The sequence below is a fragment of the Roseobacter insulae genome, from assembly GCF_019375555.1.
GTDB lineage: Bacteria > Pseudomonadota > Alphaproteobacteria > Rhodobacterales > Rhodobacteraceae > Roseobacter > Roseobacter insulae.
Window position 1 is genome coordinate 801,869 of record NZ_JAHXDN010000001.1, and the last position, 26,793, is coordinate 828,661.

Consider the following 26,793-nt stretch of genomic DNA (forward strand, 5'->3'; position numbering starts at 1 on the left):
TGCGGGGGGCTCCGTACCTTCGTAACCCGGGTCTGACACGCATTCGCCGGACCCGCGCACGGTGCCGCATTCCATCCGTATTTTCAGGGTGTTGGGTGAAGCAGGCCACCCGAGCTGTCGTGCGCGCCGCCACGGGTCGCATGGAAATGCAGCATCGGGGCACCGCAGGGAACCGCTGTGCAGTCTTCACCGGGCAGATGATCCGCTTGGGCTGGTCACCAGTCTGTCGCCCCAACCGGGCCTTGGGTCATTTGTCCCGGAACTGTGCTTCGCGCTTTTCCAGGAAGGCCGACATGCCTTCGGACTGATCCTCGGTTGCAAAGAGCGAATGGAACATGCGGCGTTCGAACAACAACCCTTCGCGCAGCGGCACCTCGTAGGCGCGGTTCACGGCTTCTTTGACCACCATGACCGAGATCATCGACTTTTCCGCGATTTTCTGTGCAGCTGCGTTGGCTTCTTCGAGCAGCTTCTTGCAGGGCACCACACGTGATGCAAGGCCTGAGCGTTCCGCCTCGTTGGCGTCCATGAAGCGCCCTGTCAGGTTCATGTCCATGGCCTTGGACTTGCCCACGATCCGGGTCAGGCGCTGCGTACCACCGATGCCGGCAACGACGCCAAGGTTGATCTCGGGCTGGCCGAACTTCGCGGTCTCGGAACAAATGATGAAATCACACATCATCGCCAGTTCGCAGCCGCCGCCCAACGCGTATCCCGAAACGGCCGCGATGATCGGTTTGCGCACCCGCATGATCTGGTCTGTTTCCGGTGTGAACAAGTCTCCCGAGAAGGCTTCGACAAAGCTCTTGTCCTTCATCATCGCGATGTCAGCGCCGGCGGCGAAAGCTTTTTCTGATCCGGTAATGATGATGCAGCGGACTTTTTCGTTGTCCTGTGCGGCGCTCAGCGCGTCGGCCAGTTCCTTCATCAATTCGTCATTCAGGGCGTTCAGGGCATCTGGCCGGTTTAGCGTGATCTGGGCCACATGGTTCTCTACTTCAACGATGATCGTTTCATAGGCCATTAAAGAAGCTCTCGGTTGTTGTCAGGAATTCCGAGTCTGTACCATGCGGTTTGCGGTGTTCAAGCTATCTTTGGCATTGCGCACAATAGAAAGATGAGCGTCCGGACTGAACGATTCGCTTGATGACGCCGGGGCAGTCGGGGGTGCGACAGGCTTCACCTTCGCGCCCGTAAACATCAAAGCTATGTTGAAAATATCCAAGTTCTCCATCAGCTTGGCGGAAATCGCGCAAGGAGGATCCCCCGGCTTCTATGGCTTCTGACAGGACGTCCCGAATGATGGGTACAAGACTTGCAACCTTAGGTTTAGAAAGTTTTGCCGTTTTTTGTGTCGGTCGGATTTTTGCCCGAAAAAGCGCTTCGCAGACATAGATATTGCCCAGCCCTGCAACTAGTCTCTGATCCAGCAGCGCCGATTTTACGGGGGTCATCTTGCCTCTAAAGGCGGAAATCAGATGCGCCTCGTGAAAATCATTGCCCAATGGCTCCGGGCCCAGGACCGCCAGCAGCTTGTGTCTGTCTGCCGTTGCCGTCTGCATCAGGTCCATCGCGCCAAACCGCCTTGGGTCGTTGAACGTGATGCGCGCACCGTTTTCCATATGCAGCACGACATGGTCATGTTTCTCCGGCACCGGATGGTCGTGTACGAAATGTCCCAAGGGGTCACCCGACACCAACATGCGCCCCGACATCCCAAGGTGGATCAGGAGGGTTTCGCCGGAACTGAGATCGGCGAGGATGTATTTTGAGCGTCGCCTAAGGCGGTCTACACACTGACCCGACAGCCGCGCAGCCATGTCGCGCGGAAACGGCCACCGCAGGTCGGGGCGGTTGACGTCTGCCCTGGCGATGACAACCCCTTCCATCGCGGGTGTCAGGCCCCTTTTGACGGTTTCGACTTCTGGTAGTTCCGGCATATTCACCCCTGTGACCAAAGGGCCGCATTGTGCCCGGCCCCCCAAGCCCTATAACAAGTGCCGAACCGCAAGGACCACAAGAGCCGATGACCGATCACAGCGACAAAACCACCCACTTCGGGTTTGAAACCGTCCCCGAAGACGAAAAGGCCGGGCGGGTGCAGGGTGTCTTCAGCTCTGTGGCCAGCAAGTATGACATCATGAATGACGTCATGTCGGGTGGGATTCACCGCCTGTGGAAGGACGCAATGATGGACTGGCTGGCACCGCGGGCGGGTCAGAAGCTGCTGGATGTCGCCGGTGGCACCGGTGATATTTCGTTCCGCTTTCTCAAGCGTGCGGGCTCCGGGCATGCCACGGTGCTCGATCTGACGGAACCCATGCTGATGGAAGGGCGTAAACGCGCGGAGGCCTCGCGCATGGAAGACAGCCTTGACTGGGTTGTTGGTGATGCGATGGCCTTGCCCTTCGAGGACAATACGTTCGACGTCTACACCATCAGCTTTGGTATTCGAAATGTGACCCGGCCGCAGGATGCCCTGGCCGAGGCGTATCGGGTGCTGCGTCCCGGCGGCCGCCTGATGGTGCTGGAGTTCAGCCAATTGCCGAACCCGATGATGCAGAAAGCCTATGACCTATACAGTTTCAACGTAATCCCCCGCATGGGCCAGATGATCGCCAATGACCGCGACAGCTATCAGTATCTTGTTGAATCAATCCGGAACTTTCCGGATCAGGACACCTTTTTGCGGATGGTACAGGATGCCGGTTTCGAGAATGCAAAGTACCGCAACATGACCATGGGCGTCGCCTGTCTGCATTCAGGGTGGAAACTCTAGGGTGCGCGGTCCTCACAATATCTGGCGACTGATCCGTACCGGCGCGACGTTGGAGCGTACAGGTGCGATGCAGGTCGTGCTGGACGCTTTCGAGGCCCCGCCGCCACTGCGGTTTGTCGCGCGTACCCTGGGCCTGCCGTTCAAGTGGCTGGGCTACAAAGGCGATCCCGACATGCCGCCTGCCACCCGTGCGCTGACCGCGCTGGGTCCGGCCTACATCAAGTTCGGTCAGATCCTGTCGACCCGCCCGGATGTCGTAGGCGATGAGCTCGCGCTTCAGCTGCGCGTGTTGCAGGACAAGCTGCCGCCGTTTTCGGTAGAAGAAGCCAAGGCCGAGGTGCAGCGGGAGCTTGGTGTGCCGGTCGATCAGATTTTTTCTGATTTCAGCGCACCCGTGGCGGCGGCATCCATTGCGCAGGTGCACAAAGCCACCTTTGCCGCCAACGGCGAAGCGGTCGCTGTGAAAGTGTTGCGTCCGAATATCGAAAAGGCGTTCCGCAAGGACATCGACGCCTTCTACCTCGCCGCGCGCATGGTGGAGATATTCTCTCCGGGATCGCGGCGCCTGCGGCCAATGGAGGTCATCGAGCATTTCGACGGCGTTGTGCGCGGCGAACTTGACCTGCGGCTGGAATCGTCAGCCGCGTCGGAATTCGCAGCCAACACCAAAGACGATGAAGGCTTCCAGCTCCCTGTGATCAAATGGGAATACTCGGCGCGCCGCGTCATGACGCTGGAATGGGCAGATGGTGCGCCGATGGGCGATAACGATGCCATCGATGCTGCAGGCCACGACCGTGTGCACCTCAGCGAAAGGGTTCTGCAACTCTTCCTCAACCACGCCTTGCGGGACGGATATTTCCACGCCGACATGCATCAGGGCAATCTCAAGGTCGCGCCGAACGGTGACGTTATCGCCTATGATTTCGGCATCATGGGGCATATCGACGAATACACCCGGCGCGTCTATGCCGAGATCCTTTTCGGGTTCATCCGCAAGGATTACAAGCGCGTGGCCGAAGTGCATTTCGAGGCGGGATATGTGCCCGCGGACAAAGATGTCGACGAGTTTGCGCGAGCGCTGCGTGCCGTGGGGGAGCCGATCTTTGGCATGGATGCGACCAAAATCTCAATGGGGCGTTTGCTGAACTATCTTTTCGAAGTGACAGAGCGGTTCGGGATGGAGACGCGGACAGAACTGATCTTGCTGCAAAGGACCATGGTCGTTGTGGAAGGGGTCGCGCGCTCCCTGAACCCGCAAATCAATATCTGGCAGGTCGCGAGTCCGATCGTGAGCGACTACATTTCGAAATCCATCGGACCAAAGGCGGTTCTGTCGGATTTTGCCAAAACAGCCCGCGTGATTGCGCGGTTTGGTCCGCGCCTGCCGGCCATGGTGGAAACCGCCCTGGTCCGGCAAAGCAACGCAGAGGAAACGCCGACGCGCCGCGGGTTGGCGGAGCGCGTGTTTCTGGCCGTGGTCCTCGGTATTTCCGTCGGGGTTGGAGGGGCGGCCTGCCTCATCCTTGTGGATTTCGTCTTTTAGGATCAAAGCCTTTCGATCGCCAGCGAGATGCCCTGCCCGCCGCCAATGCACATCGTGATCAGTGCTTTCGAGCCCCCGATGCGCTCCAGTTCGTAAAGCGCCTTGACCGTGATAATCGCCCCGGTCGCGCCCACCGGGTGACCCAGCGCAATGGCACCGCCGTTTGGATTGACCTTTTGAGGGTCGAAACCCAGCGCGTTGCTGACCGCAAGTGCCTGTGCCGCAAAGGCTTCATTGCTTTCGACAACGTCAAAGTCATCCGCACGCAGACCCGTGCGATCCAGCAGGTTCTGCACCGCAGGGACCGGGCCGATGCCCATCACTTCCGGCCGCACGCCGGCATGGGCATATCCAAGGATCCGCGCCTTGGGCGTAAGGCCAGCTTTCTCAGCGGCTTCTGCGGTTGCCAGAACGACAGCGCCGGCACCGTCGTTGATACCGCTCGCATTGCCGGCGGTAACGGTACCGTCTTTCTGGAAGACGGGCCGCAGCCCGGCCAGAGCCTCCGCCGTTGTCGCCTTGGGGTGTTCGTCTACACCGAACGCCACGGTGTCCCGTTTCACCCGGACATCAACCGGCGCGATCTGGCTTTTGAAGTGACCTGCTTCAATGGCCGCGGCAGCCCGGTTCTGGCTTTCAAGAGCAAAGGCGTCCTGCTGGTCACGCGTGATGTCGTGTTCCCGGGCGACGTTTTCCGCGGTCACACCCATGTGGCCGGTGCCAAAGGGGCAGTTCAGCGCGCCCAGCATCATGTCTAACGTGCGGATGTCTCCCATCTTCGCGCCCCAGCGCTGGTCGGGCACGACAAAGGGCGAGCGGGACATGTTTTCGGCCCCACCTGCGAGGCCAAAATCCGCGTCCCCGAGCATCAGGGACTGCACAACCGAAACAATGGCCTGAACGCCTGAACCGCACAGACGGTTCACATTCATGGCCGGTACTGAATCCGGTACACCTGCCTGCATGGCCGCAACGCGGCTCAGGTACATGTCCTTGGGCTCCGTGTTGATCACATGCCCAAAGGCGACATGACCCACCTGCCATCCCTCGATACCGGCCCGCGCCATGGCGGCCTTTGCGGCAACGGTACCAAGCTCAATCGGAGGTGTGCCCGCCAAAGCACCGCCGAAAGTGCCGATGGCGGTGCGTGCGCCGTCCAGAATTACGATTTCTTTGGTCATGATGGCTTCCTCTCCAGTTGAAGAGGACTATGCGGTGACGCGTCACGAATGTCAGCAGCGACGTGCCGTCAGCGCAAGGTATTGAATTGACAGAATCCTTCATGTCGGCGAAACCTCCGGCATGACGGACACAGATAATGCCATTCTCACGCAGTTACCCGCGCGCCTGAAAGAGGCGCGGCGCGACCAGGGGCTCTCGCTTGACGCGGTGGCCAAGCTTTCGGGCGTGTCCCGTTCCATGGTCAGCCAGATTGAACGGGGCGAAAGCAGCCCGACTATCGCGACCCTTTGGAACCTGACCCGCGCGCTGCAGGTCGATTTCGCCGGCTTGCTGGATGGCGCGCCTGCCGCCCCGCAAATCGAAACCCTGCGCGCGGCGGACGTGCCGACAATCGATAACCTGGGGTCGGGGTGTCGTATCCGGATTCTGTCGCCACCTGAAGACGCGGGCAAACACGAGGTGTATGAACTGACGATCTCAGATGGCGGCTCGCTCGACAGTCAGCCACACGCGCGTGGTGCGCGGGAACATCTGACTGTGATCGATGGCAGCCTGACTGTCACCAGTGGGGATGCGGAAAACACGCTCCGTGCTGGGGACACCGCGCGCTACGCCGCTGATGTTCCGCACCGGATTGCCGCCAAGGGCGGAGAGGTCCGGGCGTTTCTGGTCGTGCAGGACGCCTGATGCCAATTTCCGAGATTACGGAAAATTTCCGCTATTGTGAAATTCCCCTATTTCGGAACGACCTCCACTATGTTAGATGGAAGTCAGAAAGGGAGTCGCCTCATGACGCAATCATATCTGGACCATATTTCCGCAACACTCTCTCAGATCCAGGCGGATGGTATGATGAAGCGCGAACGTATGATCACCTCGCCGCAAGGTGGCGTGATCTCGGTCGGCCCGCGCGATGTCATCAACTTATGCGCCAATAACTACCTGGGCCTCGCGGATCATCCCGATCTGATCGCGGCAGCCAAGGGGGCGATGGATCCGCGGGGTTTCGGTATGGCGTCGGTGCGTTTCATTTGCGGGACACAGGACATCCACCGCGAATTGGAACAAAAAATCGCGACGTTCCTGGGCAAGGACGATTCAATTCTCTTTGCGGCCTGTTTCGATGCCAATGGCGGCTTGTTCGAACCGCTGCTTGGACCAGAGGACGCGGTCGTCTCCGATGCACTCAATCACGCGTCGATCATCGACGGTATCAGGCTCTGCAAGGCCAAAAGATACCGATATGCCAATTCCGACATGGCCGATCTCGAAGGTCAGTTGCAGCTGGCCCGTGACGAGGGCGCAAGGTTCATTCTGATCGCCACGGATGGTGTTTTCAGCATGGATGGCTATCTGGCCAGGCTGCCGGAGATTACTGCGCTGGCGGCCAAATACGAGGCGATGGTGATGGTAGATGACTGCCACGCCACCGGATTCATTGGCCCCAAGGGTGCGGGCACACCAGCGCATGCAGGCGTAGACGTCGATATCCTGACCGGTACGCTGGGCAAGGCTCTGGGAGGGGCGATTGGCGGGTACATTGCGGGGCCGCAACCGGTCATCGACCTGCTGCGGCAACGGGCGCGGCCCTATCTGTTTTCCAATTCGTTGCCACCTTCGATCGTGGCGGCGGGGATCACGGCGTTGGATCTGGTGGAGCAGGGTGACGATCTGCGGGAGCGCTTGTCTGAGAACGCACGGTACTGGCGCGCCGGTCTGGAAGAACTGGGGTTTGACCTGTTGCCGGGGGAACATCCCATCATTCCTGTCATGCTGGGAGAGGCGCAATTGGCGCAGGATATGGCGGCGCGCCTGTTCGACGAGGGCGTTTTCGTGTCGGGGTTCTTCTTTCCGGTAGTGCCCCGCGGACAGGCGCGGATCAGGACACAGATGAACGCGGCCCTCACCCGGGATGACCTTGATCGCGCGCTCCGGGCGTTTGAAGTGGCCGGCAAAGCCTGCGGGGTGATTTCATGAGCAATGAGATGAAAGCCCTCGCCAAGCTGCACCCCCGCGAAGGGCTGTGGATGACGCATGCGCCAGTGCCCGAAATAGGCCCCGACGACGTGCTGATCAAAATCAAGAAGACCGGTATCTGCGGCACGGATATCCACATCTGGAACTGGGATGACTGGGCGGCTGCCACGGTGCCGGTTCCCTTGATTACGGGCCATGAATTCGCCGGTGAGATCGTTGAGCTTGGCCGCAATGTCACGGACCTCGAGATTGGGCAGCGCTGTTCGGGAGAGGGGCACCTGATCGGCAAGACGTCCCGTCAGAGCCGGGCGGGTAAATTCCACCTCGATCCGGCAACCCGTGGGATTGGTGTCAACGAACAGGGGGCTTTTGCGCAATACCTCAAGCTGCCCGCCTTCAACGTCGTGCCGCTTCCGGATGAGATTTCGGATGATATCGGCGCCATACTCGACCCGCTGGGTAATGCCGTTCACACGGCGCTGAGCTTCGATCTCGTTGGTGAGGATGTGTTGATTACCGGGGCCGGACCCATCGGAATCATGGCCGCCGCTGTGGCCCGCCACGTAGGCGCCCGGCACGTGGTGATCACGGACGTCAATCCGGATCGTCTCGCGCTGGCGGCGCGCGTCGCCGAAGTGGTGCCGGTCAACGTGGCCGAGGCGGAGTTGGCCGACACAATCTCTGATCTGAAGATGAAACAGGGGTTTGACGTCGGATTGGAGATGTCAGGCAACCAGCGTGCACTCGATCAGATGGTCGAGGCGATGACGATGGGCGGGCGCATCGCGATGCTGGGCATCCCCCCGGGCAAAAGCCCTGTCGACTGGAGCCGCATCGTGTTCAAGGCGATCACCATCAAAGGCGTCTACGGGCGGGAAATCTTTGAGACATGGTACAAGATGATCGCCATGTTGCAGAATGGTCTGGATGTCAGCCGGGTGATCACGCACCGGTTCCCCGTGGACGAGTTCGAGGCCGGGTTTGCGGTGATGAAATCCGGTCAGTCGGGCAAGGTTGTTCTGGATTGGACGGGGTGAACCCGATCTATGGGCAGGACAGCTTCTTTACGCTGTCACTTGCCGGACAAGTTGGCCTTGCCGCTTTGTCGGGGGGCTTTGCGCTGGCGATGATCTGGCTCAGTTGGCGCTTGACCAGGAACCGAGCCGCGTGGCTGCGCGGGATCACGGCAGTTGCCCTCTTCTGGTTTTTTATCTGGCTCTCACCACAGGCCTACTACTTCTACTACCTGTTGGTCTTCGACGGGTTGCCGGCGCAATGGGTTGTCAGATCGCCGGCCACCCCGTCGCATCTGCTGCGGCTTTTGACCTTCACCGCTGACGCTAGTCTGAGCCACCACGGCCAGGGATTTTTGGGGTGGGGTATGTTGGTCGCGGGCCTATGGCCGCAGCGGCACCCGACCAGTGTCTGACAGCAGCCAGCAGTCTGTCCCCTCGAATACCGCCGCGTGCAGGGGGCGAAAATAGCCCGCGCCACCGTCGAGGTTGACCCGATTGCCTGCGTGTTCGGGTTGCTCCAGCGCGGTATGCCCGTGCACCACCAGCCGTTCATGAGATCTGCGATATTCCAGAAACGGTTGCCGGATCCAGACGAGATCATCCTCGACCTGCCTGTCCAGCGCGACCCGGGGCCGAATGCCAGCGTGCACAAACAAAAGGTCATCGGTCATATGCATCAGCGGCAATTGATCCAGGTAGTCCCGATGCGACTGCGGAACCGATGCAACAGCGGCGGCGTGAACTTCTTTCAGCGGGGCGCCTTCCTGTGCATCGACACCGTAAGAGGCCATTGTCTTGTCGCCGCCGAGACGCGGATCGAACCACTGAAGATCAGCGCGGGTTGCGGGGTCATGCACGATCATGAAATCAAGAAATCGCGTCAGGTAGCGGTCGTGGTTGCCCTTAAGGGTGATCCAGTTCCGCCCTGCCGCGCGCGCATCGACCAGCAGTTGCACCACGCCGCGGCTGTCGGGGCCGCGATCAACGTAATCGCCGACAAAGACAACCTGCGCGTCAGGCCCGCCGTCGGCTTCGATCAGCGACAGGACGCGGTGCAGCTCGCCAATCTGCCCGTGGACATCACCGATGGCATAAATTGGATGGCTCATGATAGCACCTCGGGCTGATGGGGCGGTGATGCCGCAAAGCCCACCAAGAGTGAAGCTGTTTCGTGCGGGGGCCACCGATAAGAAGCGGCAGCCCCCCGATCTGATCAGGCGACGTCGAAGGCGAGCGGCTTGATCTGTGTGAACAATCCGGTTTCCGCCAGTTTCGCGCGCGCTTCTGCCGGGACCGGTTCGTCGACGTAAAGCAGCGCAATCGCCTCACCGCCGGCCTGGGCCCGGCCGAGGGTAAAGTTGGCGATATTGACGCCGTTGTCGCCCATGGTCTGACCCAGAGCCCCGATGATGCCCGGCACGTCTTCGTTCGTGGTATAGAGCATATGCGCACCAATCTCGGCGTCGATGTTGATGCCCTTGATCTGGATGAACCGCGGCTTGCCGTCCGAAAACACGGTGCCCGCGATGGAGCGTTCGCGTTTCGCCGTGACGACTGTCACTTTGATGTAGCCGTCGAAAGCGCCGGATTTATCCTGATTGGTCGTTGAGATCTGGATGCCGCGTTCCTTGGCGATTACCGGGGCGGAAACCATATTCACGTCCGGATTGGCCTTTTTCATGATGCCCGCGATGACCCCGCAGTTCAGCGCTTCGAGGTTCATGCCCGCGACGACACCGTCGTAAAGGATGTTGATCGCGCGGATCGGCTCGTCTGTCATCTGGCCGGTGAAACTGCCCAGATGACCGGCAAGTCTGACCCAAGGCCCCATGACACGTGCCTCTTCCGCCGTGACCGAGGGCATGTTGAGCGCGTTTTCCACGGCACCCGTCAGCAGGTAGTTCGACATCTGCTCGGCCACCTGCAGCGCAACATTCTCCTGCGCCTCGGTGGTGGCGGCGCCCAGATGCGGGGTGCACACGACATTGGGCAAATGGAACAGCGGGTTTTCGCTGGCAGGTTCCTTGGCGAAAACATCAAAGGCTGCGCCTGCCACATGACCGGATTTCAAAGCCTCTGCCAGCGCCTTTTCGTCCACAAGCCCGCCACGTGCACAGTTGATGATGCGCACGCCCTTCTTGGTCTTTGCAAGGGCGTCAGCGCTCAGGATGTTGGCTGTCTGATCCGTGAAAGGCACATGCAGGGTGATGAAATCGGCGCGGGCCAGAAGATCATCGAGGTCGACCTTCTCCACCCCCATCTTCTTGGCTTTTTCCTCGCCCAGAAACGGATCATAGGCCAGAACCTTCATCTTCAATGCACGCGCGCGGTCGCAGACAATACCGCCGATGTTGCCCGCACCGATCACGCCCAATGTCTTGCCGGTCAGTTCCACACCCATGAACTTGGATTTTTCCCATTTGCCGTCATGGGTTGATGCGGAGGCTTCCGGAATTTGCCGGGCCACGGCGAACATCATCGCGATGGCATGTTCCGCCGTCGTGATCATGTTACCGAAGGGTGTGTTCATGACGATGATGCCTTTTTTGGAGGCCGCTTCCTTGTCGATGTTGTCGGTGCCGATACCCGCGCGGCCGATGACCCTGAGGTTGGTTGCCGCATCAATGATCTTCTGCGTGACCTTGGTGGCGGAGCGGATCGCGAGACCGTCATAGTTGCCGATGATCTGGCTGAGTTTTTCCTTGTCTTTGCCTACATCCGGCTGGAAATCGACGTCGATCCCGCGGTCGCGGAAGATCTGAACGGCCGCTTCTGAGAGTTTGTCTGAGATAAGTACCTTGGGGGCCATCTGGCGCTCCATTTCTTGAATCTTGGGAAGGTAAGTCGGGGACGGGTCGGCGGGTTACGCCGACACCTTCTGTGCTTCGAGTTCAGTTTCGAAGGCCCATGCCAGCCAGGGCAGCATGGCCTTGATGTCCGATGTCTCGACCGTGCCGCCACACCAGATGCGCAGGCCAGCCGGTGCATCGCGGTAGGCGCCGATATCCAGCGCCACACCCTCGTCGGCAAGCCGCTTGGCCACCGCTTTTGCAAAAGCCGCCCCATCGGCCACCTGATCGCTGGAAAACTTCAGGCAGACCGATGTGTTCGAACGGGTCGCCGGATCAGAGGCAAGGAAATCGATCCAGTTATGCTGTTCGACAAAACCGGTGATGGCCGCTGCATTCGCATCCGCGCGTGCGATCAGGCCTTGCAACCCGCCTATGGAGTTGGCCCATGTGAGTGATTGCAGGTAGTCCTCGACGCAGAGCATCGATGGCGTGTTGATTGTTTCGCCCCTGAAAATGCCCTCGATCAGCTTGCCGCCCTTGGTCAGCCGGAAGATTTTCGGCAACGGCCATGGCGGCGTGTAGCTTTCCAGCCGTTCGACGGCGCGTGGTGACAGGATCAGCATGCCGTGTGCCGCTTCGCCGCCAAGCACTTTCTGCCAGGAGAATGTGGTCACGTCGAGCTTGTCCCACGGCAGATCAACCGCAAAGGCCGCCGAGGTCGCATCGCAGAGCGTCAGCCCCTTGCGGTCTGCGGGGATCACGTCGCCTGACGGCAGCCGCACGCCCGAGGTCGTGCCATTCCAGGTGAAGCAGACATCGTTGTCGTAATTCAGCGCGCCCATGTCGACGATCTGGCCGTAGTCCGCCGTATGCACGGTGTGCTCGATCTTCAGCTGCTTGGCCACGTCCGTGACCCATCCTGCGCCAAAACTCTCCCATGCCACCATCTGTGCCGGACGTTCGCCCAAGAGCGACCACATTGCCATCTCGAAAGCGCCGGTGTCCGAGGCGGGCACGATACCAATGCGGTAATCCGCCGGCACGCCGAGGATCTCGCGCGTGGTCTCGATCGCTGCCAGCAGCTTTGCCTTGCCGGGGGTCGCGCGGTGCGATCGCCCCAGCGGCGCGTCGGACAGATTGGTCAGATCAAATGTCGGGGGTTTGGCACAGGGGCCAGAGGAAAAACGCGGGTTCGCCGGTTTTATCGACGGTCGAACGTGATCCGGCCGCGTTGCCGGTTTCTGTATAGCCATTGATGCTATCCTTCCAGATATGCGCCCTTCGTTGGGGAAGGGTGTCCCACGGACGGGTCTATGGTGTGCTCCGGTCTGGTGCAACGGAAAAAACGGCGCTAGAACGCCGCAAATTCGCTTTTTTGCGACACCTCCTGCGCCGATCGGAAACTCTATCTCATGTTCACCGTCACTTTGCTGACCGCGCCCACGGCGCGAAACCTTGATCCCGCGCTTGTCGAAGCGCTTCGCAATGCCTGGGGTGGCAGCGAGGTGGTCTGGTTGTCGCCGGGTGAGGCAGCAGAGTTTTCCGTATCGCGAATTCCAGGCAATCGATGGGACGTCTGGGCCGAGGTGCAGCGCCAGGGCGTCGATCTGGTGGTCCAGCCCACCGCGGGTCGTCGCAAGAGAATGCTGCTGGCCGACATGGACAGCACGATGATCCGGCAGGAGTGCATCGACGAATTGGCCGAAGAAGCAGGCATTGGTGACAAGGTCAAAGACATCACGGCGCGGGCCATGAACGGCGAACTGGATTTCGAGGATGCGCTGCGCGCACGGGTGGGGCTGCTGAAGGGGTTGCCGGTTGCGACCATCAAGCAGGTGCTTGCCGAGCGTATCGACTACATGCCGGGCGGTCACGTGGTGCTGGCGACGATGAAAGCGCATGGGGCGTATTCCGCGCTGGTGTCGGGCGGATTCACGGATTTCACCAGTGCCGTGGCAGCCGGCCTCGGCTTCGATGAGAACCGCGCGAATACACTGCTCAGCGATAACGATCTGCTGTCGGGGGAGGTGGGCCATCCTATTCTGGGCCAGCAGGCCAAAGTGGATGCGCTGGCTGAGATCACCGCCCGCCTCGGGATTACCGAGCAGGATGTGATCGCCGTTGGGGACGGGGCAAACGACCTTGGCATGCTGGGCCGGGCAGGGACCGGTGTCGCGCTGCATGCCAAACCAACGGTGGCGGCCCGCTGCGATGTGCGCATCAACCACGGCGACCTGACAGCCTTGCTGTACCTGCAGGGCTATGCGGTATCTGAGTTCGTCAGCGGCTGATCCGGGACGACTCACCCGTTTCTGTGCTAGGATCGGGGCCGGGCCAGATGGGAGGAAACACCATGCCAGAATTCGTATTTGCCTATCACGGCGGCAAAACACCGGAGTCGGAAGAAGAGGGCGCTAAGGTTATGGCCGCGTGGAATGCGTGGTTCGAAGAGATGGGCAAGGCGGTTGTCAATCCGGGCAATCCCGTCGGCATGTCGAAAACTGTGACCGCCGGGGGTGTCGAGGATCATGGTGGCGCCAATCCCATATCTGGCTTCAGCGTTGTTGCCGCAGCCGATATCGACGAGGCGATCGACATGGCAAAGGGCTGTCCAATGATTGTCGATGGCTCAGGGTCCATAGAGGTGGCCGAAGTTCACCAGATGTGATCAGGCGAGGCTTGCGGCGGGTCGGATCCAGCCGGTTTGCACGTCCCGCCGGTTGGTGATGGGCGCATTCAGACGTTTGCGGGTGGCCGGGTGATCTGGCTCTAACACGCCAAGTTTGACCAGTATCGCGGCAATGGCGCATTCCGACGCACGTGTCGCGCCATCGGCGATCTTGAGAGCGATGCCCAGTTTCTGTTCGGGCAGGATACCAATGAAGAACGCCTCCGCACCGGTCTTGATCGTGACCTTGCCATCCATCGCGCGCATCAGTTCCGTACAGGCACGGCCTTCCCCGGCCACAAGCTCAGGATGCAGCCGCATGGCTTCGTGCAGACGTGCCTCCGGACTGTCGGACGGTGCCGCCGCAAAATGTGCCATCGCCCGCGCAATACCGTGGAGGCTTGCTGCGTAGTTGGGCGCAGAACAGCCATCAATGCCAAACCCGGGCGACGTTTCCTGTGTCGTTGCCTCGAAGGCGTCAAGACACGCCTTTTGCACGGGATGCTGTGGATCAATGTATTCAGGCCCGGCACCGAGATGTTTGGCGAGCGTCAGAAACCCCGCGTGTTTGCCGGAGCAGTTGTTGTGCAGCTGGCACGGGCTGTCACCCCCGCGAATAAGGCCCTCGCGCGCTGCGCGATCATCCGGCATCTGCGGGCCGCAGCGCAATGCAGCGTCGCTCAGGCCAAGCGTGTCCAGCCAGGTGTCGACACGGTCGGTGTGGATCGCGGCACCATTGTGCGACGCGCAGGCCAGCGCCAGATGTTCGGGTGTCAGATTTGCCTGATCCGCCGCGCCGGAGGTGATCAGGGGCAGGGCCTGAATCATCTTGGCCGAGCTGCGCGGCAGCACAATCGCGTCGGGGTCACCCCATGCGTCGACAATCTGACCGGTGGCGTCGCAGATCACAGCATGGCCGGAGTGCGTGCTTTCCAGAAAGTCTCCGCGCCAGATTTCGACCATGGGAGCGGCTTGCGTCATTTTACCCTCAAGAATTTGGCGAAAACCTGCTAATCGCCCCTTTCGGGGGTCGCGGGTTTTGCGTTACTGTGACACTTGTCGAGAAGAAATACCGGTCATGCAAGAGAGCGCGCCGAAAAAGACGCACCGGGCAGATCGCAGGGATATTGAGGTCAAGGACGGCTGGAGGCTGTAAAACATGCGAATTTACAAGAGTTTTGTTGGTTTTGTCTCAGTGCTGGCGCTGACGGGCACGGCGGCGCAGGCACAGGATCAGAGCAGTAATCTTGTCGCCGAAAAAACCGACTGGGGTGTCTACGAAGACAACAATCCCAAGGAATGCTGGAGCGTTTCGGTCCCCAAGGAGACGGTCAACACCCGTGACGGACGGGTTGTCGCTGCAACCCGCGGTCAGATCCTGCTGATGGTTTTCTATCGCCCGGGTTCGGGTGCCAATGCGCAGGTGACATTTACCGGCGGCTATCCTTTTGCCAGCGGGTCAAAGGTGAACGTGAATATCAGCGGACAGGACTTTGCATTGTTCACCGATGGTGAATGGGCCTGGCCGGAGAACACGACGGAAGATGCCAAGATCGTCTCCGCGATGAAAAGCGGCGCTGAGGCAGTGGTTACCGGGCTTTCCAGCCGTGGCACGACAACAAAAGACACCTTCTCCTTGCTTGGGTTCACTGCGGCGGTGGACGAAGCCCAGAAACGCTGCGCCGGATAGCCACAGGCGCAACAGGGGCTTTTCCTTTTGATCTTGCTGTAAACCTCTATATAGAGGCGCATCTTCGATACGTTAGGATGTGCCATGTCAGCCTCAGCGCCGATTACGCAAGATGTACACACAATTCCGCGCAAACTGCCGGATGGTCCCGTCAACCTCGTTGGGTTGACGCGCGATGCCATGCGGTCTGCGCTGATTGCGGCGGGCGTGCCGGAAAAACAGGCCCGGATGCGCGTTGGTCAGATCTGGCAATGGATTTACCAGTGGGGCGTGCGCGACTTCGACGTGATGACCAATCTGGCCAAGACATTCCGCGCGGATCTCAAGGAGCGGTTCGTGATCGCGGTGCCGGAGGTGGTCTCCAAGCAAGTGAGCGGGGACGGAACCCGCAAGTATCTTGTACGCATCGCGGGCGGTCACGAGGTCGAGGTGGTCTATATCCCGGAAGAGGGGCGCGGCACGCTCTGTGTCTCAAGCCAGGTGGGCTGCACGCTGACATGCTCTTTCTGTCATACCGGCACCCAGAAGCTGGTGCGCAACCTCACAGCGGCGGAGATCATCGGTCAGGTCATGATGGCACGTGACGATCTGGGTGAATGGCCCGAGATCGGCGCACCCAAGGACGAGACGCGCCTGTTGTCCAACATCGTGCTGATGGGGATGGGCGAGCCGCTTTACAACTTTGAGAACGTGCGCGACGCGATGAAGATCGCGATGGATCCGGAGGGGATACAACTCAGCCGCCGACGCATCACGTTGTCGACCTCGGGCGTCGTGCCCGAAATCGCCCGCACCGCCGAGGAAATCGGCTGTCAGCTTGCCATCAGTTTCCACGCAACTACGGACGACGTGCGCGACCAACTGGTGCCGATCAACAAACGCTGGAACATCGCGGAGCTTCTGGACGCGCTGCGCAGCTATCCGAAAGTGTCGAACTCCGAGCGGATCACCTTTGAATACGTGATGCTGGACGGGGTGAACGACAGCGACGAAGACGCCCGGCGGCTGATCAAGCTGATCGAGGGCATCCCGGCCAAGATCAACCTTATTCCGTTCAACGAATGGCCCGGTGCGCCTTACAGGCGGTCGTCAAATAACCGCATCCGTGCGTTTGCCGATATCATTTACAAGGCAGGATATGCCTCGCCGATCCGCACACCGCGCGGCGAGGACATCATGGCCGCCTGCGGGCAATTGAAGTCAGCCACGGAACGGGCGCGAAAGTCACGGCGCCAGATCGAGGCTGAAGCAGGTTTGGCGGGCGAATAATGCGCCGCCGCGATGCGCTGGTAATTGGGGGCGCTGTCGCAATCGCCCTCGCCATCCCGCCGCTCCTGCGCCGCAGGAACGGCGACTTCCAGTTTTCCGATCTGCCCGGACTGCCTGGATTTCGCCGGTTGGAGCGTGGCAGTCTCAGCGCCGCGCCTGACGTTTTTGCCGGGCTTCAGACGCCTCGGGAAGCTGCCGCCAATGACCGCTTGCCAAACAACCTCTGCGCTGCTGTATTTCCTGATCCGCCTGCGGTCGGCGCGGTGCCCGTCGCGGTGTTCAGTGACTATTACTGCCCGTATTGCGCCGTGCTTGACAGAAGGCTCGCGCTGCTGCGCGACACCGGCGCGCCGATTGATCTGACATTTCACGAATTGCCTTTGCTTGGCGACCGCTCTCGCTGGGCCGCCCGCGTGGCGCTTGCCGCAACCAGACAGACTGATCATACCGCCATTCATCTCGACATGATGCAACGGGTTCTGCGTCCCGGTCCAGCCGGGGTGAAGGCCGTCGCCGGCCGCCATGGTCTGGATGCGGCGCAGTTGATGAACGATGCCGAAGGTGATGAGATACTCGCGCAGATGGAAGATGGTTTGGCCCTGGGCCGTGCCTTGGGCATGCCCGGAACGCCTGCCCTGATGATCGGGCGCACGTTGGTGATCGGAGCCCTGCCCGAACCGGATCTTGAAAGGATTATTGCGCTTGAAAGCGAGGCCTCGGTTGTAGCCTGCTTCTAACGCGCAAGAAAGGCCGCCCGGAAAGGCGACCCCTCAGGTCAACGTGCGCGGCCAGCCGCCATGCCTTGCGCCATGCCCTGCATGAAGGCCGCGGCGACCGGTGGCATTTCCTGTTGATCGCGATGAGACATGTGGCGTTCGTGCTCTTTGCCCGAGCTTCCGGACGGGCGCGCGATCATCATGAGCAACATGCCCGTTCCCAGAAAAGCCCCGCCCATTATGGCACATGCCGTGATGGGGTCGGTGAGCGTCAAGAGGAACAACAGGGCAGAGGCGCTCAGGAATCCTATGCCGGTAAGCCCCATCAGGGCGCCCGCGCCACCCAGCGCAAATCGCTGGGCGGTTTCGCGGAGCTGATGCCTTAGTCGCGCAAACATATCAGGTCCGGCGCGCTGTCATCATGCCAACCAGAAATCCGAGACCGGCAGCAATGCCGACGGCCATGGCGGGTTGCTGGCGAACGGACTCTTCTGCCTTCAGGTAGGCCATCTCCGCTTCGGAGCGCAATTTCTCGCCAGTTTCAAAGGCCTTGGTCTGTGCTGCTTCGGCCGTTTCCGACGCGGAGCTTTTCAATGCCGACGCAGTATGAGCCGCGCGCGATTTGGCTTCGTCTTTCTTGTCTTTTGCCATCTCTGACATAAGCGCCGTCAGGGCTGCAATGTCGTCTTTGATCGTGTCAATCTGGGCGGTTACGTCTGTGACGTCGGTTTTGCCGTTTGTGCGTGCTTGTGCCATTGTGTCCTCCGAATGATTGGTGAGGGCCGACGTGCGACCCGCTGTTGGCTGTTCGGAGGGACAACGACCGCAGCGGGCAAATCGTTCCACTAATTGCGCCCGGGCAGTTTGTCGCGGGCGGGCAGGTCTTCCCAGTTCTCGATTACATGCATTGCCTCGGACGCGCTGTCGACGAAGCGGAACAGCGACAAATCCTCTTCCGAAATCGTTCCGGCATCGGCGAGGGCTTCCCAGTTCAGGATGCGTTCCCAGAAGTCCCGCCCAAAGAGCAGGACCGGCACCGGCTGCATGCGTCCGGTCTGTATCAGGGTCAGTGATTCAAACAGCTCGTCCATGGTCCCGAAGCCGCCGGGAAATACGCAGATCGCCTTGGCGCGCATCAGAAAATGCATCTTGCGGATCGCAAAATAGTGAAAGTTGAAACACAGCGCAGGCGTGACGAATTCATTGGGTGCCTGTTCGTGGGGCAGAACGATGTTCAGCCCGATCGAATGGCCGCCCGCGTCGATGGCCCCGCGGTTCCCGGCTTCCATCACACCCGGGCCACCTCCGGTGACAATCACGTTCTCGCGCCCGCTGGTCTCAAGGCTTTTGAGGGTCATCAGACGGGCAAACTCCCGGGCCTCGTCGTAAAAATACGAAAGATCGGCCAGCGTTTTTGTCCGCGCTCTGTCCTTTGTTGCCGGGCTGGGAATGCGCGCGCCCCCGAAAAGCACGATGGTGCTGGTGATGTTGTGGGTGTCGAGCATCATCTCCGGTTTGAGCAATTCCAGCTGCAGGCGCACCGGGCGCAACTCTTCACGACACAGGAAGTCTTCATCGGCGAAGGCAAGGCGGTAGGCTGGCGCGCGTGTCTGTGGTGTATCGGGCACTCCCTTGGTGGCGTCACGGTCTGTATGGGCGTCGCGCAGAGGGTGGCGGGGTTTGTTCATCGGGCACTCCGGAGGTTTGTTTTGGGCAGGGGGGCATGTTGCGCACCAAGATGCAATGGGTTTGGCGCAACGGGTGCACGGCATGTCGTTATCTTGAACGATTGCGCGCGTGTTCCCGGGCTTGTATAGGCGCTGGAACATGAAATTTTCCTTGGGGGGACGTCCGATGTCCAATGCACAGCTTGAAACTGCCATCGAAGCAGCCTGGGAGGCGCGCGAGACCATCACGCCCGGGACCACCGGTGAGACGCGGGAAGCCATCGAAGAAACGCTTGCCGCCCTGGATGGCGGTGAATTGCGGGTCGCGGAAAGACAGGGAAACGGTGATTGGCACGTGAACCAATGGGCCAAGAAGGCGGTGTTGCTTGGGTTCCGCATCAAGGACATGGAGACACAGGCAGGCGGCCCGCAGAACGGTGGCTGGTGGGACAAGGTGGACAGCAAGTTCGCCGGTTGGGGCGATAACCAGTGGAGGGCGGCCGGTTTCCGCGCCGTGCCGAACTGTATCGTCCGGAAATCCGCGTATATCGCGCCGGGTGTTGTGCTCATGCCGTCATTCGTGAATCTCGGCGCCTATGTGGATGAGGGCACGATGGTCGACACATGGGCGACGGTTGGGTCCTGCGCCCAGATCGGGAAAAACGTGCACCTGTCCGGTGGTGTCGGCATCGGCGGGGTTCTTGAGCCGATGCAGGCCGGGCCGACAATTATTGAAGATAACTGTTTCATCGGCGCGCGGTCCGAAGTTGTTGAAGGCTGCATCGTGCGCGAGGGCTCGGTTTTGGGTATGGGTGTCTTTATCGGGAAATCCACCAAGATCGTGGACCGGGAGACGGGCGAGTTCACCTATGGCGAAGTGCCGGCGGGGTCAGTTGTTGTCGCGGGCTCCATGCCGTCCAAGAACGGGGTCAATCTCTACTGCGCGGTAATCGTCAAAAAGGTGGATGCGCAAACCCGCTCCAAGACCTCTATCAACGAGTTGTTGCGCGACTAAATGCATTCTTAATACCTGAGGCAGTCGCGCCTCAGTATTTCCCGGTAATGGTCTGTAATGCGATGCAATCCGGCCTGTTTGTCTCGTTAAACAGGTTGCATGCGTCATGCCTCGGTCCCGATATCCTTCCAGACGATCCAAGTTGTATCGGATTTGCGATCTGTTGCGGCGACGGGCTTCGGGGCGCTTGCCGACAAGATTGGTGCGGCGCATAAACCGGCTCTGCGGCGCATCATTTTCGAGCAAAGATGTGAATTGTCGTCGCGGGATGCCAAGGAAATTCATGCGGACCTGCTGCTTGCCGCGGCCTTGCCGGACAAGGGGCTGGACCCTTTCATGACCGCCACTGCGCTGCTGTTAGCGGATCGCCTGCAGAACGGCGCGGGTCACGACGACCTCTTTTGGAACTGGGACGCTTTTCAGGATCACTATCGCAAGGGCCCGTCACCCGTGCGGGCCGCATTGATGAACGGCTTCAGATGGGCCCATACAACGCGGCGTGTCAATCTGGACCAGCTGCCCGAAGCGCGCGACCTGCTGACCTACGACGGTGATGACCTGATCCGCATATTGAAGGTGATCGCGCGCTCCATGCCATCGGAGACACGCGATCTTGTGTGTACTGCAGGCCCGGCCGAAACGCGCGATGTGCACCGTACAGCGCTGGAGAACTGCCTGAAAGGCAGCTGCATTCTGTCAGAATACGGCGGCTGGTTCCCGGGGGAAGTCGTTGAACTGGTCTCCCTCGATCCGGAACATGCGGGGCATGCCGGATGCACCGCTCTCGTCTTGCTGGAAGCTTTGGTGACCAATGACGCCAAGGGCCGGATGGCATTTCGGTGGGAAGAGCAGGCGGATCGGTACCTGCGCATGAAGTCGGACGTGCGGACCGCGATCCTCGCAGGTGTGCGCCATCTTTACGAAATGTCGCCGGAGTGGCGGCCCTATGCCAGCTGGACGCCTGACCAGATCCTGCAAAAAGCCGTTGTGGTGCCATTCGCCAAGCCCTAACAATCAGGGCATGGCACACCCAAAGAAACCCTCGCGTCAGCAGGTCTACACCCTTGTTGTTCAAATTGGACGCAAGGACGGGGACGGTTTGCCGAAAAAGGCGACCGGTGCCGGTCTCGTGGTGTTTGCCAGCGGCATCGACGAGGCCGAAGCGGTGCGAGAGACCGTGGCCGTTCTGAAACAGGCCGACACGGCGCCGCTGGATGTCACCGGATACGGCACGTTGGAGGAACGTCTGGCCGAGGGGCACGATATCGACGCGGAGGAGAAGAGCCTCATGCAGCGTGCGCTGGACGAGAATGCCGTGATTATCGCGCAGATGGAGCCGTTTTACGGCACCCATCCGGCCGCTGATGCCGATTAGGCGGCCCGCTGACGCGCCAGATGGATGGCCTCGAACCACTTCAAGACCTTGAAGGCCGCCCGGCCATGCTCCGGCAGGCTGTTGCGGTCAAATCCCCGCAATACGGTCGCTGGCAGGTGCGCCGGTTTGCGGCGCAAACGCCCGATATAGAGACTTTCCAGAGCCGTGCCCGCAACCATCATCGCCTCGTGGCCGGGCAGGATAACCTGCGAATACTGCTGTGTGGGTCCGGTTGATTCCGACAACGCGGCAAATCCATTGATGAGATGCCGCGCAGGGGTCAGAACCGCCTCCTGAGAAAACAGGTACTCCACTTCGGATCCGTCAATGACCAGACGCTGTTCGGGCGTTACGATGACATCTTCAAGCAAGCCGAAGTATGGCGCGCGCAACCGAACCGGGGCAAAGCTGCCCCGCGCGGGCACGGTGCGATCGACGCGGTGCAACACAGGCACGATGTCCCCGCCGCGCGTGTACACCGTATCGCCGCGTTTCAATGTGCCAAGGGCGCGATAACCATTGGGCGTGGCCACGGCGGCCAGTGGCGACAGCGACGGCATCGGTCCAACCGGTTCGATCTGATCGGACAGGGCCGCGAAAACTACATCGCTTGCAAACCCGTGGTCTTCCTGCGCCATCAGCATATTGCGCAAGTCCTGCAGCGCCATCGGGCGCACATCGCGCACCATGACGGAGGCGATCTGATGTTCTTCGGGTCGCTCGACAGTCAGCCGCGCCCAGGCATTGGGGGCATCCCATGAAAACGTGATCCGAAGCACATCCGTTCGGGCCGGGGTGCTGTGTTGCAGGGCAGCATGCGCAATGTTTTCACCCTGTACCTGAACCAGCGAAATACCCCCGCCGGGGATGGCCTGAAAAGTCAGGCTGCGTTGGTCAGGCCACCCGTAGCTGTAGCCCAGCAGAACCTGCGGGCGCCCGTCCGGCGACAGACGGGTTTCGAAAGTGAGGCTGCCGCGGGCCAGAAGAAACCCGTCGTCACCGGGGTAGAGGCGGCTGTCGTGACGGTCGTGCCCCACACCGCGCAGTGAAAACCGCCTCTCCTTGTGATCCGAAATCGCGAGCCATGCCATGTTACGCGGCCCGACCGGCAGCGCGCAAAAGCTCTGCCTCGTAGCGTTTGAGTGTGCGTCGGGCGGCAGCGCTGTATCCTCGGCCGGTTTCAGGGTCTATGTCGGGAAAAATTGAGCATATCTCGTCGATGATTTCGCGCTCGAACACCTCAGTTGTCTGGGGCCCGGGCAAAAAGCTTTCTGTCGCCAACCCTTCGGAAAAGATCACCTGGTGCCGATCAAACATCAGGTGCACATAGGTCACGCTGCCGCCCTCGCGTTTTCGCACGGAACCGTCGTTGACGAGGTCCTTCGCCGACACCAGAACCTCCGCCTCGCCAAAAAGCAGTTCGGCGACCGTGTCGCGGATCAGGATGCGGTGCAGGGGCGAGACGAGGACATGGCCATGTTTGCCAAATGTGTTTGCACGGATGTGGATCGGGGCGAAGGCGCCAGCGGCTGCCACGGTGCGTGTCCCGATCCAGCGGAGAGGTTGCGGCCCGTCATCCTGGGTTATCACCAGATCGCCGGGTTTCAACCGTTCAACCATCATATTGCCATGCGCCGTCGCGATCATCGTACCCGCCACGAAACAGGGGACGGAGGTTGCGTTCACATAGCCGACATCGGTGTTGCCGCCATTTGAAATGGAATAGGTGAAGTTGAAGTTTTCGGCATCCCCGTCACCCAGAACACTGAAGGTGCCGTCAGCATTCAGAGTCACCTCCTGACCGGTCGGCAGCGTGATCGTATCCCCGGCGGTGACTGCCTGGCCATTGATATGGGTGATTGTCAGGGTGCCGGGACCTTCGTTTACGTCATTGTCGAGAACGTTGAAGGTCTTGGTGCCATTGGCAAAGACCTGCACATTGTCTGAGACGGCGACCAGTTCGGTCTGGATGGAATCCGCGGCAATCAGCAGGTTGGAATCGTATCGGTGATCAGAGACGTCGGCAATGCCGATGCGAATGCTGTTCACCTGATCCGGAACGACATTCATTGTCAGCGTCAGAGTGATGGTGAACCCGTCCATCTCGGTGTTGTAATCGTCGTTCTGGTTGTCAACGAACATGTTGATATTATTGGATGTGTTGACGTTTCCGGGATCAACATCGCCGTTGCCGACGTCCATGTTCACTTGGCTGCCGTTGACCCACACACCCACAAAATCCTGATAGATGGAGTTCTGGAATTCAGGGTATTCTTCGGACGAGAACACGAACTGGATGGTCATCTGATCGTGGTCGGGAACAAAATCGACGTCCAGATAGGCCGCGTCATAGGTGCGCGTACCGGCGGATGCATTGAACTGCGGGTTGTTGTTTTGCCCGCTGGTATTGACGGAGGTGCTGTTGCTTCTGTTCGACGACCCGCTGCTGTTGGTGAAGCGCTCCGCGTTGCCGGTGGACAGGATGACGCCGGAATCGCCTGGCGTGGCCGTGGGGGAAATTGCATCGCCGTCCGAATATATGCCCGCACTGTCTATATCGCCGGTGTAGGACGCAGTTTCCACACGCACCCCGTCGCCGAAAATCGCGGCAGCCATGTCAGCTGCGTCAACGCCTTCGCGCACTGTCTGCACAGGCAGCTTGGATGCTGCAACCATACCCCTTGCCTCGTACCCTCGGTCGAGACAGTGCATCGGACGACCACCCGGACAACCGGTTGTGTTCTATCTGTCTGTTGTGCGCCGGGCCCCAATTTTATGGTGACCAAACTGCTGATGCCCTGCCTCGGGTTATTGTTAACAATTCGTTAACACGCATGACGCGTTTTTGTTAAGCTTTTCTTGAGTGCTCCTCTTGGCATTGCGGCGAATTAGTCACAAACCTAGGGCAAGCCTTGTGCCGATTTGAATAGGAAGCCCTGATGTCTGCCACTGATCCCGTTGCGCTGACCGCTGATCTGGTCCGTTGTGCCTCTGTGACGCCGACCGACGACGGGGCGCTGGATGTGCTGCATGACCTGCTGAGCGGAGCGGGGTTTGACTGCAGTTGGGCAAACCGCGGCGAGGTGCGGAACCTGTTCGCGCGCTGGGGCGCGAAAGCGCATGCGCGCACCTTTGGTTTCAACGGCCACACGGATGTTGTTCCCGTCGGCGATATTGCCGCGTGGACGCACCCGCCGTTCGGTGCCGACGTAACAGAGGGTAGGATGTATGGCCGCGGTACCACGGATATGAAGTCCGGGGTCGCGGCTTTTGCCGCCGCCGCGGTGGATTTCGTGCGCGACACGCCCCCGGAAGGTGCAATCATCCTTGCGATCACCGGCGACGAGGAGGGCGAAGCAGTCGACGGGACAACCGCTCTGCTTGCCCATATGGCGGATCAGGGCGAGCGGATGGCCGTCTGTCTTGTGGGCGAGCCGACCTGCCCCGACACCATGGGGGAAATGATGAAAATTGGACGGCGCGGTTCCATGACGGCCTGGATCAAGGTGATGGGTCGGCAGGGTCACTCCGCCTATCCGCACCGCGCGCTTAATCCCTTGCCTGCGATGATCCGTCTGATGGATCGGTTTGCCCGTCATGAACTCGACAAGGGCACGGGTCATTTCGATCCCTCCACGCTGGCAGTTGTGACTGTTGATACCGGCAATCCCGCGACAAACGTGATCCCCGCAGAATGTCGTGCCGCCATCAATATCAGGTTCAATGATACGCATAGCGGGGCATCGTTAAGCGCGTGGATCAAAGGCGAAATTGCCCGTATAGAGACTGAATTCGGGGTCACCACGGACCTCAGGATCAAGATTTCAGGCGAGAGTTTCCTTACGCCGCCGGGGGCCTTGTCGGATCTTGTCTCGGCCGCGGTAGAGGCCGAGACGGGCGTGCAGCCTGTCTTGTCGACCACTGGCGGCACATCGGATGCGCGGTTTGTGAAAGAGCATTGTCCGGTTGTCGAATTCGGCCTTGTCGGTCAGTCCATGCACCAGGTGGATGAACATGTTCAGGTGGCGCATATTCATCAACTTAAATCCATCTATCGGCGCATCCTTGCGGATTATTTCGCATGAGCGTGAGAATTGAGCGGACCGATGACACCGAAGCCTGCCTGGCCCTGCGCCGTATTGTCTTTATCGAAGAGCAGGGCGTCGCCGAGGCGGAGGAGGTCGATGCTCTGGACGCGGAGGCGTTGCATCTTCTCGCGCAGGATGACGAAACGCCGGTGGGTACGGCGCGCCTCGTCTTCAAGGGTGATACGGTCAAGATCGGGCGCGTCTGTGTGCTCAAATCGCATCGCGGCACCGGTCTGGGCGCAAGTCTTATCCGAGCAGCGCTTGATGTCGCCCGAAGTGTTCCCGGGGTTTCGCGGGCGCAACTGGGGGCGCAATTACATGCGCTCCCGTTTTACCGGAAACTCGGGTTTGCCGCCTATGGGCCGACATATGATGACGCCGGGATCGCGCATCGGGATATGGAGCAGCCTTTGTGAGGCAAACCCTTGTCGTCATGGTGAAGGAGCCGCACCCCGGTCGTGTCAAAACCCGGCTCGGTCGCGATATAGGCATGGTACCGGCCGCATGGTGGTTTCGGCATCAGACGCGGGCGCTGCTGCGTCGGCTTTCCGATCCGCGCTGGCAGATCGTACTGGCGGTCAGCCCGGATGCCGAAGGGGGCAAAAGCAGGGTCTGGCCGGATCACCTGCCACGTATGGTGCAAGGGCGCGGGGATCTCGGTAACCGCATGGCCCGCGCCTTCCGCTACCCATGCCATGGGCCGCTTTGCATCATCGGCGCCGATATTCCCGGCATTCGGAAGTCGCATATCAACCGGGCCTTTCGGGCCCTGGGCCATGCCGAGGTGGTCTTTGGCCCGGCACCGGACGGTGGTTTCTGGTTGATGGGCCTGAAACGAACGCGGGCCCTGCCCGCCGGGATTTTTGCCGATGTACGATGGTCAACCGAGCACGCATTGGACGACACTCGCAAAAGCGTACCGCATCTGCGCGCGGCGCATGTCGATATCTTGCGAGATGTAGACACCGGGCACGATTTGCGCATGACGACACCGGGCGCGCGTGCTACCTGAG

General features: G+C 60.3%; 29 protein-coding genes. 17 read left to right on the plus strand and 12 right to left on the minus strand.

Going from position 1 to position 26,793, the window contains the following annotated elements; translation table 11 throughout:
- Nucleotides 1-247 precede the first annotated feature (247 nt).
- Nucleotides 248-1,024, minus strand: coding sequence for an enoyl-CoA hydratase (locus tag KX928_RS03870; protein ID WP_219499166.1), 777 nt, complete (start codon nucleotides 1,022-1,024; stop codon nucleotides 248-250).
- A gap of 64 nt (nucleotides 1,025-1,088) precedes the next feature.
- Nucleotides 1,089-1,940: a bifunctional DNA-formamidopyrimidine glycosylase/DNA-(apurinic or apyrimidinic site) lyase gene (gene mutM, locus KX928_RS03875; protein WP_219499169.1), complete on the minus strand. Its 852-nt coding sequence runs from the start codon at nucleotides 1,938-1,940 to the stop codon at nucleotides 1,089-1,091.
- A gap of 86 nt (nucleotides 1,941-2,026) precedes the next feature.
- Between mutM and ubiE the strand changes: the two genes are divergently transcribed.
- Both ubiE and ubiB read left to right on the plus strand, forming a co-directional pair.
- On the plus strand, nucleotides 2,027-2,779 hold the full coding sequence (gene ubiE / locus KX928_RS03880; protein WP_219499171.1) for a bifunctional demethylmenaquinone methyltransferase/2-methoxy-6-polyprenyl-1,4-benzoquinol methylase UbiE: 753 nt from the start codon (nucleotides 2,027-2,029) through the stop codon (nucleotides 2,777-2,779).
- A gap of 1 nt (nucleotide 2,780) precedes the next feature.
- Entirely contained in the window at nucleotides 2,781-4,325 is a 1,545-nt protein-coding gene (ubiB, locus tag KX928_RS03885) for a 2-polyprenylphenol 6-hydroxylase (RefSeq protein WP_219499174.1), read from the plus strand.
- Nucleotides 4,326-4,327: 2 nt separating this feature from the next.
- Here the strand turns inward: ubiB and KX928_RS03890 are convergent, their stop codons facing one another.
- A complete protein-coding gene (locus tag KX928_RS03890) occupies nucleotides 4,328-5,506 on the minus strand; it encodes an acetyl-CoA C-acyltransferase family protein (RefSeq protein ID WP_219499177.1) in 1,179 nt (392 codons plus the stop codon).
- A 121-nt stretch (nucleotides 5,507-5,627) separates the two neighbouring features.
- Here KX928_RS03890 and KX928_RS03895 point away from each other — a divergent pair, with 121 nt between their 5' ends.
- The 4 genes from KX928_RS03895 to KX928_RS03910 all read left to right on the plus strand — a co-directional run bounded on the left by KX928_RS03895 (nucleotide 5,628) and on the right by KX928_RS03910 (nucleotide 8,913).
- Nucleotides 5,628-6,194: a helix-turn-helix domain-containing protein gene (locus KX928_RS03895; protein WP_219499180.1), complete on the plus strand. Its 567-nt coding sequence runs from the start codon at nucleotides 5,628-5,630 to the stop codon at nucleotides 6,192-6,194.
- A 102-nt stretch (nucleotides 6,195-6,296) separates the two neighbouring features.
- Complete coding sequence (locus KX928_RS03900; protein ID WP_219499183.1) at nucleotides 6,297-7,484, plus strand: glycine C-acetyltransferase; 1,188 nt, start codon at nucleotides 6,297-6,299, stop codon at nucleotides 7,482-7,484.
- Nucleotides 7,481-8,521, plus strand: coding sequence for an L-threonine 3-dehydrogenase (gene tdh / locus KX928_RS03905; protein ID WP_219499186.1), 1,041 nt, complete (start codon nucleotides 7,481-7,483; stop codon nucleotides 8,519-8,521). The genes KX928_RS03900 and tdh overlap by 4 nt, the downstream gene beginning before the upstream one ends.
- Nucleotides 8,518-8,913, plus strand: a complete 396-nt coding sequence (locus tag KX928_RS03910) for a hypothetical protein (RefSeq protein WP_219499189.1) — start codon at nucleotides 8,518-8,520, stop codon at nucleotides 8,911-8,913. The genes tdh and KX928_RS03910 overlap by 4 nt, the downstream gene beginning before the upstream one ends.
- On the opposite strand, the gene KX928_RS03915 is transcribed toward KX928_RS03910, so the two are convergent.
- The 3 genes from KX928_RS03915 to KX928_RS03925 form a co-directional block, all read right to left on the minus strand.
- On the minus strand, nucleotides 8,881-9,609 hold the full coding sequence (locus KX928_RS03915) for a metallophosphoesterase family protein (RefSeq protein WP_219499192.1): 729 nt from the start codon (nucleotides 9,607-9,609) through the stop codon (nucleotides 8,881-8,883). The genes KX928_RS03910 and KX928_RS03915 overlap by 33 nt on opposite strands.
- Before the next feature lie 104 nt (nucleotides 9,610-9,713).
- The gene (gene serA, locus KX928_RS03920) at nucleotides 9,714-11,309 is read right to left on the minus strand and encodes a phosphoglycerate dehydrogenase (protein WP_219499196.1); all 1,596 of its coding nucleotides are present in this window, start codon (nucleotides 11,307-11,309) and stop codon (nucleotides 9,714-9,716) included.
- A gap of 54 nt (nucleotides 11,310-11,363) precedes the next feature.
- Entirely contained in the window at nucleotides 11,364-12,545 is a 1,182-nt protein-coding gene (locus KX928_RS03925; RefSeq protein WP_219499199.1) for a phosphoserine transaminase, read from the minus strand.
- A 159-nt stretch (nucleotides 12,546-12,704) separates the two neighbouring features.
- Here KX928_RS03925 and serB point away from each other — a divergent pair, with 159 nt between their 5' ends.
- Entirely contained in the window at nucleotides 12,705-13,583 is an 879-nt protein-coding gene (serB, locus tag KX928_RS03930) for a phosphoserine phosphatase SerB (RefSeq protein WP_219499202.1), read from the plus strand.
- A gap of 62 nt (nucleotides 13,584-13,645) precedes the next feature.
- Nucleotides 13,646-13,960: a YciI family protein gene (locus tag KX928_RS03935; protein WP_219499205.1), complete on the plus strand. Its 315-nt coding sequence runs from the start codon at nucleotides 13,646-13,648 to the stop codon at nucleotides 13,958-13,960.
- Here KX928_RS03935 and KX928_RS03940 read toward each other — a convergent pair whose 3' ends face one another.
- Complete coding sequence (locus KX928_RS03940; protein WP_219499208.1) at nucleotides 13,961-14,941, minus strand: asparaginase; 981 nt, start codon at nucleotides 14,939-14,941, stop codon at nucleotides 13,961-13,963.
- 178 nt (nucleotides 14,942-15,119) lie between these two features.
- Between KX928_RS03940 and KX928_RS03945 the strand changes: the two genes are divergently transcribed.
- The 3 genes from KX928_RS03945 (at nucleotide 15,120) to KX928_RS03955 (ending at nucleotide 17,656) form a co-directional block, all read left to right on the plus strand.
- A complete protein-coding gene (locus KX928_RS03945) occupies nucleotides 15,120-15,650 on the plus strand; it encodes an invasion associated locus B family protein (protein ID WP_219499211.1) in 531 nt (176 codons plus the stop codon).
- A gap of 84 nt (nucleotides 15,651-15,734) precedes the next feature.
- A complete protein-coding gene (gene rlmN / locus KX928_RS03950; RefSeq protein ID WP_219499214.1) occupies nucleotides 15,735-16,919 on the plus strand; it encodes a dual-specificity RNA methyltransferase RlmN in 1,185 nt (394 codons plus the stop codon).
- Entirely contained in the window at nucleotides 16,919-17,656 is a 738-nt protein-coding gene (locus tag KX928_RS03955; RefSeq protein ID WP_219499217.1) for a DsbA family protein, read from the plus strand. The genes rlmN and KX928_RS03955 overlap by 1 nt, the downstream gene beginning before the upstream one ends.
- 38 nt (nucleotides 17,657-17,694) lie before the next feature.
- On the opposite strand, the gene KX928_RS03960 is transcribed toward KX928_RS03955, so the two are convergent.
- The 3 genes from KX928_RS03960 to KX928_RS03970 form a co-directional block, all read right to left on the minus strand.
- Nucleotides 17,695-18,033 carry a hypothetical protein gene (locus KX928_RS03960; RefSeq protein WP_219499220.1) on the minus strand — a complete coding sequence of 113 codons (339 nt, stop codon included), beginning with the start codon at nucleotides 18,031-18,033 and terminating at the stop codon, nucleotides 17,695-17,697.
- A 1-nt stretch (nucleotide 18,034) separates the two neighbouring features.
- A complete protein-coding gene (locus KX928_RS03965; protein ID WP_219499224.1) occupies nucleotides 18,035-18,391 on the minus strand; it encodes an ElaB/YgaM/YqjD family protein in 357 nt (118 codons plus the stop codon).
- Nucleotides 18,392-18,480: 89 nt separating this feature from the next.
- Entirely contained in the window at nucleotides 18,481-19,323 is an 843-nt protein-coding gene (locus KX928_RS03970; RefSeq protein WP_219499228.1) for an LOG family protein, read from the minus strand.
- A 166-nt stretch (nucleotides 19,324-19,489) separates the two neighbouring features.
- Between KX928_RS03970 and dapD the strand changes: the two genes are divergently transcribed.
- The 3 genes from dapD to KX928_RS03985 all read left to right on the plus strand — a co-directional run bounded on the left by dapD (nucleotide 19,490) and on the right by KX928_RS03985 (nucleotide 21,692).
- On the plus strand, nucleotides 19,490-20,317 hold the full coding sequence (gene dapD, locus KX928_RS03975; protein WP_219500091.1) for a 2,3,4,5-tetrahydropyridine-2,6-dicarboxylate N-succinyltransferase: 828 nt from the start codon (nucleotides 19,490-19,492) through the stop codon (nucleotides 20,315-20,317).
- Nucleotides 20,318-20,416: 99 nt separating this feature from the next.
- Complete coding sequence (locus tag KX928_RS03980; protein WP_219499231.1) at nucleotides 20,417-21,328, plus strand: hypothetical protein; 912 nt, start codon at nucleotides 20,417-20,419, stop codon at nucleotides 21,326-21,328.
- A gap of 10 nt (nucleotides 21,329-21,338) precedes the next feature.
- Nucleotides 21,339-21,692: a DUF8846 family protein gene (locus KX928_RS03985; protein WP_219499233.1), complete on the plus strand. Its 354-nt coding sequence runs from the start codon at nucleotides 21,339-21,341 to the stop codon at nucleotides 21,690-21,692.
- Here KX928_RS03985 and KX928_RS03990 read toward each other — a convergent pair.
- A complete protein-coding gene (locus KX928_RS03990; protein ID WP_219499236.1) occupies nucleotides 21,689-22,783 on the minus strand; it encodes a Hint domain-containing protein in 1,095 nt (364 codons plus the stop codon). The two genes, KX928_RS03985 and KX928_RS03990, sit on opposite strands and share 4 nt — an antisense overlap.
- Before the next feature lies 1 nt (nucleotide 22,784).
- Nucleotides 22,785-24,368 carry a Hint domain-containing protein gene (locus KX928_RS03995; protein ID WP_219499240.1) on the minus strand — a complete coding sequence of 528 codons (1,584 nt, stop codon included), beginning with the start codon at nucleotides 24,366-24,368 and terminating at the stop codon, nucleotides 22,785-22,787.
- 263 nt (nucleotides 24,369-24,631) lie between these two features.
- Here KX928_RS03995 and dapE point away from each other — a divergent pair, with 263 nt between their 5' ends.
- The 3 genes from dapE to KX928_RS04010 are packed head-to-tail and all read left to right on the plus strand — an operon-like array spanning nucleotide 24,632 to nucleotide 26,792.
- Nucleotides 24,632-25,777: a succinyl-diaminopimelate desuccinylase gene (gene dapE / locus KX928_RS04000; protein WP_219499244.1), complete on the plus strand. Its 1,146-nt coding sequence runs from the start codon at nucleotides 24,632-24,634 to the stop codon at nucleotides 25,775-25,777.
- Entirely contained in the window at nucleotides 25,774-26,196 is a 423-nt protein-coding gene (locus KX928_RS04005) for a GNAT family N-acetyltransferase (protein WP_219499247.1), read from the plus strand. The genes dapE and KX928_RS04005 overlap by 4 nt, the downstream gene beginning before the upstream one ends.
- Nucleotides 26,193-26,792 carry a TIGR04282 family arsenosugar biosynthesis glycosyltransferase gene (locus KX928_RS04010; protein ID WP_219499249.1) on the plus strand — a complete coding sequence of 200 codons (600 nt, stop codon included), beginning with the start codon at nucleotides 26,193-26,195 and terminating at the stop codon, nucleotides 26,790-26,792. Before KX928_RS04005 ends, KX928_RS04010 begins: the two co-directional genes overlap by 4 nt.
- Nucleotide 26,793 lies beyond the last annotated feature (1 nt).